Genomic DNA, 13,304 nt, shown 5'->3' with positions numbered 1-13,304 from the left:
TGCGTTGAATTGCCAGCGCATTGTGGGGAAATGGTGACACTACTTACCGCATCTCTTCCGGCGCCGAGGTGCCCGTAACGGACAGACCCGACCTCAATACCGAGGCGACAGCATGCACCAGCCCGAGTCTGGCAATGCTTAATTCTCTGTTCTTATCGTTAACAAAACGTAATTCCGGATTTTCTTTACCTTTGTTCCAGAGAGCGTGGAAGGCTGCAGCAAGATCATACAGGTAAAAAGCGATTCGATGAGGCTCCTGCGAGAGTGCTGCGGCCTCGACGACGCGAGGATATTCTGCGAGCTTGGCGACGAGCTGCAATTCGGCAGGATCGACGATCGCTCCGATAACTGCACCGGCAAGATCGATCGAAGGCAAGTCGAGATCCGGGAAAGCTTCTTTCGCCTGGCGGAACACCGAGCAGCAGCGTGCATGCGCATACTGAACGTAAAAGACCGGGTTGTCCTTCGACTGTTCCGTCACCTTAGCAAAGTCGAAGTCTAGCGGCTCCGAATTCTTCCGGTAGAGCATCATGAACCGGACCGGGTCCCGACCGACTTCATCGACCACGTCCCTTAGCGTCACGAAGTCGCCCAAGCGCTTCGACATCTTCACCGGCTCGCCGTTCCGGTAAAGCTTGACCAGCTGGCACAGCAATACAGTCAGCTTCGCCGTGCCATCGGATATCGCCCGCGCCAAGGCTTCCAGGCGCTTGACGTAGCCGCCGTGGTCGGCCCCGAGGACGTAGATCATCTCGTGGAAGCCTCGGTCGAACTTGTCCTTGAAATAAGCAACGTCGGCGGCGAAGTAAGTATAGCTGCCGTCCGACTTGATGAGCGGCCTGTCGATGTCGTCCCCCACTTCGGTGGAACGGAACAGCGTCTGCTCGCGGTCCTCCCAATCCTCGGGCAATTGGCCCTTCGGCGGCGGCAGCGTGCCCTTGTAGACATGTCCCTTGAAGGTCAGGTCGTTGATCGCGGTGCGAATCCGCGCTGCGCCATTGTCGTGCAGCATCCGTTCGGAGAAGAAGACGTCGTGGTTGACGTTGAGCGCGGCCAGGTCCTCACGGATCATCGCCATCATCGCGTCGATGACGCGCTCCTTGACGAGCGGCATCCACTTGTCTTCCGGCATGATCCTGAGGCTCGTGCCGAATTCGTCGGCAAGCGCCTCGCCGACCTGTACGAGGTAATCGCCGGGGTAAAGCCCCGGCGGTATCTCGCCGATCTCTTCGCCGAGCGCCTGCCGGTAGCGCAGAAAGGCCGAGCGGGCGAGCACGTCGATCTGCGAGCCGGCGTCGTTGATGTAGTATTCCTTGGTGACGTCGTAGCCGGCGAAGGCGAGAAGGTTGGCCAGGGCATCGCCGACGACGGCGCCGCGGCAATGGCCGACATGCATCGGCCCGGTCGGGTTCGCCGAAACATATTCGACGTTCACCTTCCGCCCGGCACCGATAGTGCTGCGTCCGAAATCCGTGCCCGCCCGCACCATCGCCGAAAGAAGCTTCTGCCAATAGGAGACCGACAACCGGACATTGATGAACCCGGGCCCGGCAACGGACACGTCGGCGACCTCCGGATCCTGGCGCAACTTGTCGACGATGAGATCGGCAAGGGCGCGCGGGTTCGTGCCCAGCGACTTTGCGAGGACCATTGCCGCGTTCGTCGCCACGTCACCGTGGCTGAGGTCACGCGGCGGCTCCACATTGACCCGTCCAAAATCGATCTCTGATCGCTTTTCACGAACGATATCAAGCGATTCCAGAATGTTTTTAACTCTTGATTCGAAGTCTGTGAAAAGGTTCATCTGATCCATCCGCTCTTTCCCAGTCCAACTGGAGAATGGCGCAAAACTCAAAAAGGAGGCCGGGTCCGTAGGAACCTGCAGCCTCCGCGCGGCGCGTCACTACCGCAAATCCGGCGTGTGGTCAAACAAGCGCCGATGCACGCTGATCGCGAAGGTATCGGTCATGCCGGCGAGATAGTCTCCCACATGGCGCGCGCAGGCCGGCTCGGTCATCCCGGCGATCTGGTCGATCCAGTAGTGTTCCTTCATCAACAGCGGGTCGGCCATGAACGCCCGATAGAGATCGGTGACGATCGATGCCGCCGCCTGCCGCACGCGCATCACCTCCGGGTGGCGATAGATGCGTGTCATCAGCAGGTTCTTGATCTGCCGGTCGGTCTCGCTCATCTCCTCGGAGAACATGGCGATAACCCTGCCGGCCTTGCGCACGTCGCTCGCGCTCTCGGGTCGAACTTCGCGCAGACGCGCCTGGGCGACGCCGATGACGTCCTCGACCATTGCGGTGATCTGCCGGCGCATGATCTCGTGGGTGAAGCGGCCATCGTCCAGGCCGGGATAGCGGTCGTGCACGTCGCGCATCAGGCGGGCAAGGAACGGCACCTCCTCCAGCATGTCGAGCGTCAAGTACCCTGCTCGCAATCCATCGTCGATGTCATGGGTATTATAGGCGATATCGTCGGCGATTGCTGCGACCTGGGCTTCGAGGCTTGCGAAACTTGCCAATTCGAGATCATGGACGGCGCAATAATCCAGGATCGGCTGCGGCACCGGTCCGCGGATGCCCTCGCCTTCCGGCGTCATCAGCGGGCCATTGTGCTTGACTAGTCCTTCGAGGCTCTCCCAGGTGAGATTCAGGCCGTCGAATTCCGCGTAGCGGCGCTCGAGCTTGGTGACGATGCGTAGCGACTGCGCATTGTGGTCGAAGCCGCCATAGCGTTTCAGCACCTCGTGCAGCGCATCCTCGCCGGTATGGCCGAAGGGCGTATGGCCGAAATCATGGACCAGCGCCACCCCCTCGGCCAGGTCCTCGTCGAGCTTCAAGGCCCGAGCCAGGGCGCGGGCGATCTGCGCGACTTCGATCGTGTGCGTCAGCCGGGTGCGGTAGTGATCGCCGTCGGCGGCAATGAACACTTGGGTCTTGTGCTTCAGGCGACGGAAGGCGGTCGTGTGGACGATGCGGTCGCGGTCGCGTTGAAAATCGGAACGCGTCGGACTAGAAGCTTCGGGATAGAGCCGGCCGCGTGATGCCCAGGGATTGGAAGCAAAGATCGCGTGCTCACCATAACCGAAGCCGAGCGCCTGTCTGTCGAATGCCATTTCACACCTGTGATGCCGTCCCATTGACGGGACATTCAAGCCTTCATACCTATAGTATGCGTTGCAGGAAAGCGACGAGGGAATAGCTGGTCAATCACCGCTGATCCCGGTGGCTTGCCTCTCGAGCCCAGCAATTGTAGCGCCAGGTTGCAAACGAATCTCTCCGGTTCTTGACCCCGGCAGGAGGCCAGACATGATACAGGATACAGTGACGCTTTCGGATGCGGCCGCCCGGCGCATCGCCGCCATACTCCAGACCGAGCACGACAAGACGGCGATGCGAGTCTCCGTGGAAGGCGGCGGCTGTTCAGGCTTTTCTTACAAGTTCGACCTGGTGGACAAGGAAAACGACGACGATCTGGTTCTCGAGAAGGGCAATGCGAAAGTGCTGATCGACAGCCTCTCGCTCGTCTATATGGGCGGTTCGGAAATCGACTTCGTCGACAACCTGCTCGGCCAGTCGTTCCAGATCAAGAATCCGAATGCCGTTGCAAGTTGCGGCTGCGGAACAAGCTTCTCCGTCTAGCCTCTTCCCACTGCCTCTACAGATAGGGTGAGCCCAGCCAGAGCAGGCGGTTCGCAAGCCGGTTGAGTATGGGTTCGGCTTCAAGGCTCGCGAGCGTCACCTCGGCGGCCATCTCGCGCACAGCGCAGAATTTCTCGCTGATCGCCTGCGCAAAGGCGTCATCGAGAATCTCGAGGTCGAATTCGAAATTCAGCCGCAGCGAGCGCGGATCGAGATTGCTCGATCCGACATAGGCCCAATGGCCGTCGACGACGATCAATTTCGAATGGTTGAAGCTTCCCTTCGCCCGCCACACGCGACAATGGCCTTCGAGCACCTGGTCGAATTGCGCCGTCATGGCGCGGTCCACGAGCGTCAGATTGTTGACCGCGGGCACGATGATGTCGACTTCGACGCCTCGTCGCGCAGCCGTCACCAGCGCGCTGATGAGCTCCCTATCCGGCAGGAAATAGGGCGACATCACCCGGATGTGCCGACGCGCAATCGAGAAGGCGCCCATCAGCATCTTGTGGTTGGTCTCGTTGGTGCTGTCGGGTCCCGAGGGCACGGCGCGCATCAGCACCGACGGCACATCGCCCCGCTCCTCAAGATCCGCCAGCCGCCAGGCTTCGCCCGACAGCAACTCTCCGCTCGAGAATTGCCAGTCTTCGGCCGCCACCTGGAAGATGTCGGCGACGATCGGCCCGGCGACGCGGAAATGCGTGTCGTAGGAAGCGGCGATCCCGGCGACCTCGGTAGTGAAGCCGGCGCGAATGTTCATGCCGCCGGTGAAGGCGACCCCGCCGTCGACGACGACGATCTTCCGGTGGGTCCTGAGATTGGCATAGGGCAGCCGCAGGCCGATGATGATGTTGCCGTTGAAGACGGCCGTCGTGACGCCTCCCTCCTGGAGATAGCCGACGATGCTCGGCACGGAATAGCGGGCGCCGACCGCGTCGATCAGGACCCGCACGCTGACGCCGCGCTTGACTGCGGCGATCAGCGCATCGGCAAAGCGAAGCCCGATCTGGTCGCGATCGAAGATATAGCTTTCGAAGAGGATGCTGCGGCGAGCGCCGGCGAGCGCCTCGAGCATTGCCCCATAGACCTCGTCGCCGCCCTCCAGCGTGGTGATGTGGTTCCCGGTCGACATGGAGAAACGTGATACGCGATCGCCGAGAATTTTCATCGCCGCGAATCGCTGCCCGAATCGGACTGCCACGTTTTCATCCGTGACGTCGGAACCGAGAAACGGGTCCGGGCCGCTCGCGCGCAGGAGCGAGCGCTGCAGGCCGATCGAGGATCGGCGAATGCGGTTGATGCCGGCTACCGCATAGATGGCCGCGCCGATGACCGGAGAGAGGAGAACGACGCCGACCCAGCCGGCCGCGGCGCGGACATCGTCCTTCGTCATCGCCGCATGAATGATCGCCGGCACCCCCAGCGCGAAGGACAGGAGCGCCAGGAAATGCGGCCAATAGTTCTCGATGAACGCGATCATGCGCGGGACTATAGACGGACCGAATGAGGAATCAATTCCGCCACCGACGGCTGGATTTCCTTCAGCGAACGCGCAAGGAAATGGGCCTCTTAGCGGCAATTCCGCCTCTCGCTGGGGATTTGTCAAAAGAAATCGCAGCCGCTAAAACGACTCGACAAAAGAAAGGCAGATGCGGCCCATGAAGATCGCCACCTGGAACATCAACGGCGTCAAGGCGCGGTTCGACGGTCTCGTTTCCTGGCTCAAGGCATCGAACCCGGACATCGCCTGCCTGCAGGAGATCAAGTCGGTCGACGATGCCTTCCCGCGGGAGGAGATCGAGGCGCTCGGCTACCACATCGAAACCCACGGGCAGAAAGGGTTCAACGGCGTGGCGCTGCTTTCCAAGCTGCGGCCGGACGAAGTCAACCGCGGTCTGCCCGGCGACGATTCCGACGAGCAGTCACGCTTCATCGAGGGCGCCTTTTCCGTTGCAGGCGGATCGATTCGCGTCTGCTGCCTCTATCTGCCGAATGGCAATCCGGTCGGCACGGAGAAATATCCCTACAAGCTCGGATGGATGCAGCGGCTCACGTCCTTTACCAAGGAGAGGCTGCTGCTCGAAGAGCCGCTGATCCTCGCCGGCGACTACAACGTCATTCCCGAGGCCCACGATTGCTGGGACGTGAATGTGTGGCGCAACGACGCGCTGTTCCTGCCCGAGACACGTTCGGCCTTCCGGCGGCTGCGCAATCTCGGCCTCACCGACGCCGTACGCGCGACGACGGATGAAGTGCCGCTCTATTCCTTCTGGGACTATCAGGCCGGCTGCTGGCAGAAGAATTTCGGCATCCGCATCGACCACCTGATGCTGTCGCCCGAGGCCGCCGACAAGCTGGTTTCGACATCGATCGAAAAGCATGTCCGCGCCTGGGAAAAGCCGTCCGACCACGTGCCTGTGGCTGCCGAATTTGCTTTTTGACACTGCAGCGCCGGGCTTCCCGTCCGAAGCCTCATTCCTGTGCTTGTCACAGGAATCCAGCCAGCCCAAGTCTTTGGGCTGAAAAAGTCTCTTCCGCGCCGCGGACGCGCCGCTGCTGGATCCTGCGATCTAAGAAGGCATGCGACAGCTGGAACTACAGGTCCGGTCCGGCCCGCCTATTCGTCGGCCTGCGGATGCATGTTCTGGGCCATGGCGATCGCGACGCGGCGGTCGTCCTCGGTCGCAAGCGAGAACGCCTGCTCCTGCATGGACTGGAGCCACGGCCTGTCCTTCGGCGAACACTGGTCGAGCGCCGCCGTCATATAGGCGAGGCCGCGCACCGTCTGGCCTTCCTGGAAGATGACGTTTCCAAAGACCCCCATGGCGCCGGCATGGCCGTTCTTGCGCGCCCGGTTCAGCCATTTCTTGGCCTGCTGAACATTGACGGTGCCGCCCTCGCCCGAAAGCAGCATCCTCGCCAGCTGGAACTGCGCCTCGGCGATGCCGAAGGTCGATGCCGCCTGGAAATAGAGCTGCCGCGCCTGCGGCAGGTCCGCCTGGACCGGGCTGTCCGGAATACCGCGCCGGTAATAGCCGGCAAGCGCGATCAGGGCGTTGACGAAATAGCCGGTATCCTCGGAACCGGGCTCGACGCCCTGTTGGGCGATCTCGCTGTAGATCTTGAACGCTTCGAGATCGTTTTCCGCGACCCCGTCGCCATAGGCATACATGTTGGCAAGCGCCCAGCGCGACCCCGTATGGCCCTTCTCGGCGGCATAGCGGTAGGCTTCCACCGCCTCGTCCTTGCGACCGCTCTTATAGGCGGAGAAGCCGAACTTGAAGAGCGCGAACGGACCCGATTCCTTTGTCACGCCCGCGGACGGATCGAAGGCTCGCGCCGGCCCTGCAGCGGTAGCGCCAACCGCCAGGGACATGCCCAGCACCGCCATTTTCAGCGACTTTAGTTCACCCGCGCGCATCACAATCAGCTTCTTCCGTCCCAGCCGGCTACGCCGACCCAATCACCAGGCACATCGACCATTTCCCGGCCCCGTGCCGCTTGAGCGTTCTGCCGTATCAACGCCCGACGGCTCGTTCGGTTGCCACGCGCGTCAGCGCCGTCGCGATCGATATCGGCTCGACCACGCGCCAAGCGCCAATTGCTAAGGGATGTCATGGCGGCACACAAACTCAGTTCACCTCAAACGCAAACACAGCACTCGCACGTTTGTCGCTATTATCGCTGCTCCCATTTTGTGGCGGGAAATGGACATATTCGACACGGGGCGGATACTAGCAAAGCATAGTAATAAATGTGTTGCTGAATCGTCACATTCGCGATTGCTTATAAGCAGTGGCCGAAGTGATCGCTTCTCACAAAAGAAAGGCCCGGCAGAACCGGGCCTTGAGACGCTGATCGATGGAGATCAGAACCTGACTTTTAGCGATGTGGAGATCGCGCCGACGAAGTCGTTGTCGAAATCGTAGGAGACGTCGTCGCCAATCGTTTCACCTTGATAGGTTACCTCCCCCGAGCTACCGCTCGTCATGATCCCGACGACACCAGCGAGGCGAAGTTCAACATTTTCCGTCGGAGCGTACGTTACCCCCGTGCCAACCGTCCAGGTGTCAGTCTGCGCACCATAGCCGTGGCTCGTGCCGCGATCCCAGGTGAGGCTGACCGCGCCGCTCCACTGATCGTTGAACTTATGACCAATGCCGCCGGTAACTGTCCAACCATCGCGATACAGGAGGTCCAGTGTGGTGCACGGTTGCGCAAGCGTGCCGCCTCCGGCAGGGCAGAATTCCAGCACCTGCAACTGGCTCCAATCCGTCCATTTGACCGAGCCGAATGCCAGCCAGCCAGGAGCGATACCCGACTGGACCTTCAGTTCCAACGAGTCCGGCATGGACGCGAAGCCGGATACTTCATAGAAGTTTACAGCGGCAGGACCGCGGACATTGCGGAGGTCGATGGTGCCAGCAAGATTGTCGAGATCGACGGCGCTGTTGTACACGAGGCTTGCTCGCATCGCGTATTCCGGGATTTCATAGGCGACGCCCGTTCGCCAGCCCCAACCGTCGCCCTCGAGGTCCAGCCTGCCGACGCCCGAGAAAGGCACCCCAGTGCCAGTGAAGTCCTGCACGAGCCGTTCTTTGAAGCCGCCGACCTCTTGGTAGAAGGTACCCCCGATAACACGGACAAACCCGGGGCCCATATCCCATTTGTAGGAGCAGGTCGCGGCGTAGTTATCACTTTCGACTTTTGTTTCGATGTTGCTGTTAGCGCCGGCCCAGTTCTGGCCCGGATTGGTGTGAGCGCCCCAAGGCTGCGAGTAGTCCGCCATACAGTCAATACTGTCACCCAAGGCAGCCTTTACACCAATGCGGGGCGCCCAATACCCCTCTGTGTCGTCAGCGGTATTCGGACGAGAGTTAAGGTCACCGCCGCCGAAGCCGGTCCCGGGCGGAGGAAAACCAGTTGTTGTGTCCGTATCAACAACGTTCTTCAACTCTCGCTGCGGACTGACGTAAGTCGCCGTCGCTTCCGCCGCGTAATCCGATGGATCGAACAAGAGATCGATATTGTAACCGCTGCGCTCGAGCCCCCCAGCCTGCGCAGCCGACGCGACGAGCACTCCGGCGACCGCTGCGAGAATGCTCTTCTTCAGTTTATTTCGAGCCATTCAGCTCCTCCCCTGCATTTCAATCAATGCGGCGTTTGACCTCGCGCCGCCGCACTTGGGCTGACTATTCGTCACGATGCCGTGATTGGCAATTCGCGGTCGGAGGGCTAAAGCCGACGAATTCAGTCATCAAATTTACGTAAGAATTTCATGATTCGGCCATATTCCGAGGAACAAAAAAATTATTACTCTCCACCAGTATGGTCTTCGCTCATATTAGAAGTTTTTTCCAACAATCCAGCAATGTGTGACGTCACGACAACAACATTGCTTTTTGCAAAACAACCCGCCGGCTGTCCGCGGGAAAACGCCGCGACAAAACCCACGCGTGTAATTCGGAGCTTGATCGACCAACGGGGAAACTGATTCGAAGTTGCCTCGATACGAAAAAGTCCGCTGCATTTCTGCCGCGGACTCTCATATCCAAGCTTGAACTGGATTAACCCGCTTCCGACACGCGGCTTAGTGCAACGCCGAGCGAGTCCTTCTGCAGGTTGAGTTCGGCCAAGCGTTCCCGCTCCGCTTCGACCAATTCCGGCTTCGCGTTGGCGACGAATTTTTCGTTGGCCAACTTGCCGAGGATCCTCTCGCGCTCGGACTCGACCTTGGCAACTGCCTTCTCGAGGCGCAATTTTTCTGCCGCCAGATCGACGAGGCTGCCGAGCGGCAGGCAGGCCGTCGCCTCGCCGATCACGATCTGTGCGCTGCCACGCGGCGCCACCGCCGCGTGCTCGATGCTCTCCACCCGCGCCAACCGCTTGATCGCCGGGCCGTGCCGGTCGAGCCGCTCGCTCGTCAAACCCTTGGCGCCGACGACGACCAGCGGTGCCATCGCGGCCGGCGGGACGTTCATTTCCGCCCGGACCGAACGAATGCCGGAGACGAGATCGATCAGCCAATTGATTTCGTCCGCGGCGAGATCGTCCGCGTAGAAGGCCGCCGGCCATTCGGCGTGGCAGAGCAGCGTCGCGCGATCGCGCCCCGGACCGCCGGTCTTTTGCCAGAGCTCCTCCGTCATGAAGGGCATGAACGGATGCAAGAGCTTGTAGGTCTCGTCCAGAACGTAGGCGACGCAGGCCTGCGATTCGCGCTTGGCTGTCTCGTCCTCGCCGCCGAAGACCGGCTTCAAAAGTTCGAGGTACCAGTCGCAGAACTGGTTCCATATGAAGCGGTAGAGACTTCCCGCCGCGTCATTGAAGCGATATCCCTCGATCGCCTCGGTGACATCGCGAATCGTGCGCGAAAGTTCGGTCAGAATCCAGCGGTTAACCGTCAGCGAGGCGGCTTCCGGGATGAAGCCCTCGCTGCTCGTCGCGCCATTCATCTCGGCAAACCGCGTGGCGTTCCAGAGCTTGGTGCCGAAGTTGCGATAGCCGGCGATGCGGGCCGGATCGAGCTTCACGTCGCGCCCCTGGGCCGCCATGATCGCCAGCGTGAAGCGCAGCGCATCGGCGCCGTACTCGTCGATCAGTTCGAGCGGGTCGATGACGTTGCCCTTCGACTTCGACATCTTCTGCCCGTTCTTGTCGCGAACCAGCGCGTGGACATAGACGGTGTGGAACGGCTCGACCGGCGTGCCGTCGGCGTCCTTCATGAAATGCAGGCCCATCATCATCATCCGAGCGACCCAGAAGAAGATGATGTCGAAGCCGGTGACCAGGACGTCGGTCTGATAGTATTTTTCGAGCTCCGGCGTCTCACTCGGCCAGCCGAGCGTCGAGAAGGGCCAGAGGGCGGACGAGAACCAGGTGTCGAGCACATCCTCGTCGCGCGTCAGGATTTCGCCCGGTTTGAAGTTTTCGAGCAGGTCCTCGACATAGGCCTTCATAGGTCCTTCATGCGCGATGTAATGCTGAATCGCCGCGTGCAGCGCCTCTTCCTCGGTCTTCTCGACGAAAACCTGGCCGTCCGGACCGTACCAGGCGGGGATCTGGTGGCCCCACCAGAGCTGACGCGAGATGCACCAGGGCTGGATGTTCTCCATCCACTCGAAATAGGTCTTCTCCCAGTTCTTCGGGACGAAGCTCGTGCGGCCTTCCCTGACCGAGGCTATGGCCGGCTTGGCCAGCGTCTTTGCGTCGACATACCATTGTTCGGTAAGGCGCGGCTCGATCGGCACGCCGCCGCGGTCGCCGTGGGGAACCATGTGCTTGTGCGGCTCGATCTTGTCGAGCAGCCCAGCCTCCTCGAAGATCCGAACTATGATGCCTCGAGCCTCGAACCGGTCCTTACCCTCGAGTTGATCCCAGGCGCCATGCAGGGCCGCCGGTTCATCGAGGCCCTCGAGAAAGTCCTCGTTGTTCTTGATGGTGATCCGACCTTCTACGGTCATGATGTTGATCGCTCGAAGTCCCGCGCGCCTGCCGACATCGAAATCGTTGAAATCATGCGCAGGCGTGATCTTCACGGCACCCGTGCCGGCCGTCGGATCGGCATAGCTGTCGGCGACGATCGGGATGCGGCGTCCGACGATGGGCAGGATCACGTGCTTGCCGATCAGCGATTTGTAGCGGGCGTCGTCGGGATTGACCGCGACACCGCTATCGCCGAGCATCGTCTCCGGCCGCGTGGTCGCCACGACCAGGTAGTCCCTCGTTTCCCACTCGGTGGCCCTTCCGTCATCGTCAAACGCGACCGGGTACTCATAGGTCACGCCAGGTTCCAGCGGGTAACGCAGATACCAGAGATGGCCGTTGACCTCATGCTGCTCGACTTCGAGATCCGAAATCGCCGTCAACAACTTCGGGTCCCAATTCACCAACCGCTTATCTCGGTATATGAGGCCCTCCTTATAGAGCGTCACGAAGACTTCGAGGACAGCTTCGGAGAGTCCCTCGTCCATGGTGAAACGCTCGCGCGACCAGTCGCAGGAGGCGCCGAGCCGCTTCAGCTGATTGAAAATCAATCCGCCAGATTCGGCTTTCCATTCCCAGACCTTGTCGATGAAGGCCTCACGTCCCATCTGCCGACGATGCTGTTGGCTCTCCATCAGCTTCCGCTCGACGACCATCTGCGTGGCAATGCCGGCATGGTCCATGCCCGGCTGCCAGAGGACATCCTTGCCGCGCATGCGCTCGAAGCGGACCATGATGTCCTGGAGCGTATTGTTGAGCGCATGGCCCATGTGCAGGGAGCCGGTGACGTTCGGCGGCGGAATCACGATGCAGAAGGTTTCGGAGTCCGGCTTTGCGCCGGCGCCGGCACGAAACGCGTTTTCATCGTCCCACGTCTTGGCGATACGCGGATCGACGGATGCAGAATCGTAGGTCTTGTCGAGCATTCTTTGACCGATTTTCGAGAGTGATGTCAGGGTTTGTAAACCGGAACGGCCCGTCCAAGTCAACACAAACGGGGAAAAAGCCGCGACGATCACGGCTTTGACCTGTCAACTCAAGGATGTCCGCCAGCAGCTTTTCTGAAACGGCTCGATGCACCGGAAGGCGCAGAAGCGGTTCCGTCGCCTCCTAGGCGCTCCGCAACGGTTTTAGCGCCGGGGACCGCGCGCGACCCGTTCGATCTCCTCGCGCACCAATCGCTCGACCAGCGTCGGCAAATTGTCGTCGAGCCATTCCTGCAGCATTGGCCGGAGCATCGCCTCGGCGATCTCGTCGAAAGACCGCCGCGGTCCGTGGTCCACCGCGTGGGCCAGATCTTCAAAAGCACGCGCCACCTGTCGGCCGACGGAGGGCGATACGATCGCCCCGGCCTCCTTGTCGCCTCTCTGGGCCACCTCCGGAGCGGAGGAGTGGGCCGGCGCCGGCGGGACGGCCGCCATCGCCACGGGCTCTTCGGCAAGGCTGTGCGGCGACGCGCTTTCGGGCAGCTGCTCGGTAGCGGCCGAGGGCGCTTTCGAAAACGACACACCCGCCATCCGTGATGTGATCAGCGGGCTGTCCACTGCCGATTTTTCCGGCGGACTTCTTTCTGCCAGACTGGGCTGCTCGGGGATCGGGGACTCCTTGGCAGCGTAATGCGACGCATGCCGTTCGGAGGCCGCACGCACGCGCGCGGCGACGTCGGCAAGCGAAAGGGGCGACGAAGCGGATGCCGTTGCCGTCCCCGCGCCGCCATTGGCCGGCTCGGCGTCCGACAGGGAGATGCGCGACGGGAGGTGGTGTTCGGACGAAGCGAATGCCGCAGCATCGATTTCGGAGTCGATCGTCAGCTCGATCTCGTCGTCCGGGCCGTCCTCGAAGGTTTGCGGTACAGAGGCGCCGGCCAGACCAGGCTCGTTGTTCTCGATGATCTTGCGAATGGATGCCAGGATCTCATCCATCGAAGGTTCTCGTGCGACATTGAGCTGTGCCATTTCAATCCTCGTTTGCTGCGGACAGGCGCGTCTCAGAAGCGGTCCGCGTGCCGATTTCGAACGAACCTTATGTGAGTTCGCGAACGAAACAAATGTCGCGAATCAGCTGAGGAAATTCTTGCACAGATTTGTTTTTTGAAGGAGGTGCCAAGGCTACGAAAGCAAATAACGCGCCGATGGTAGCCCACGGCGCGCCATACTACTTTGCAACATCAGCCCT

General features: G+C 61.0%; 9 protein-coding genes. 2 read left to right on the top strand and 7 right to left on the bottom strand.

Annotated features, from left to right (window positions below; genetic code table 11):
- Positions 1-43: 43 nt before the first annotated feature.
- Both argS and SS05631_RS06100 read right to left on the bottom strand, forming a co-directional pair.
- Entirely contained in the window at positions 44-1,804 is a 1,761-nt protein-coding gene (argS, locus tag SS05631_RS06105; protein WP_037423034.1) for an arginine--tRNA ligase, read from the bottom strand.
- A gap of 99 nt (positions 1,805-1,903) precedes the next feature.
- Positions 1,904-3,121, bottom strand: coding sequence for a deoxyguanosinetriphosphate triphosphohydrolase (locus SS05631_RS06100; protein WP_037422943.1), 1,218 nt, complete (start codon positions 3,119-3,121; stop codon positions 1,904-1,906).
- A gap of 193 nt (positions 3,122-3,314) precedes the next feature.
- Between SS05631_RS06100 and erpA the strand changes: the two genes are divergently transcribed.
- Positions 3,315-3,647 (top strand): iron-sulfur cluster insertion protein ErpA, encoded by a 333-nt coding sequence (erpA, locus tag SS05631_RS06095; RefSeq protein ID WP_037422946.1) that lies wholly within the window; start codon positions 3,315-3,317, stop codon positions 3,645-3,647.
- Positions 3,648-3,663: 16 nt separating this feature from the next.
- On the opposite strand, the gene SS05631_RS06090 is transcribed toward erpA, so the two are convergent.
- Positions 3,664-5,127 (bottom strand): phosphatidylserine/phosphatidylglycerophosphate/cardiolipin synthase family protein, encoded by a 1,464-nt coding sequence (locus tag SS05631_RS06090; protein WP_037422949.1) that lies wholly within the window; start codon positions 5,125-5,127, stop codon positions 3,664-3,666.
- A gap of 178 nt (positions 5,128-5,305) precedes the next feature.
- On the opposite strand from SS05631_RS06090, the gene xth reads away from it, so the two are divergent.
- Entirely contained in the window at positions 5,306-6,088 is a 783-nt protein-coding gene (gene xth / locus SS05631_RS06085; protein ID WP_037422952.1) for an exodeoxyribonuclease III, read from the top strand.
- A 176-nt stretch (positions 6,089-6,264) separates the two neighbouring features.
- Here the strand turns inward: xth and exoR are convergent, their stop codons facing one another.
- The 4 genes from exoR to SS05631_RS06065 form a co-directional block, all read right to left on the bottom strand.
- Positions 6,265-7,068 carry an exopolysaccharide production regulator ExoR gene (gene exoR / locus SS05631_RS06080; protein ID WP_037422955.1) on the bottom strand — a complete coding sequence of 268 codons (804 nt, stop codon included), beginning with the start codon at positions 7,066-7,068 and terminating at the stop codon, positions 6,265-6,267.
- A 447-nt stretch (positions 7,069-7,515) separates the two neighbouring features.
- Positions 7,516-8,775, bottom strand: coding sequence for an OmpP1/FadL family transporter (locus SS05631_RS06075; protein ID WP_037422958.1), 1,260 nt, complete (start codon positions 8,773-8,775; stop codon positions 7,516-7,518).
- Positions 8,776-9,214: 439 nt separating this feature from the next.
- Complete coding sequence (locus SS05631_RS06070) at positions 9,215-12,055, bottom strand: valine--tRNA ligase (protein ID WP_037422961.1); 2,841 nt, start codon at positions 12,053-12,055, stop codon at positions 9,215-9,217.
- 204 nt (positions 12,056-12,259) lie between these two features.
- The gene (locus SS05631_RS06065) at positions 12,260-13,084 is read right to left on the bottom strand and encodes a PopZ family protein (protein ID WP_037422964.1); all 825 of its coding nucleotides are present in this window, start codon (positions 13,082-13,084) and stop codon (positions 12,260-12,262) included.
- Positions 13,085-13,304: the final 220 nt, after the last annotated feature.

The organism is Sinorhizobium sp. CCBAU 05631, from assembly GCF_002288505.1.
Classification (GTDB): Bacteria; Pseudomonadota; Alphaproteobacteria; order Rhizobiales; family Rhizobiaceae; genus Sinorhizobium; species Sinorhizobium fredii_C.
Note: the sequence above shows the minus strand (reverse complement) of the source record. Positions and strands in the feature narration are given on the sequence as shown.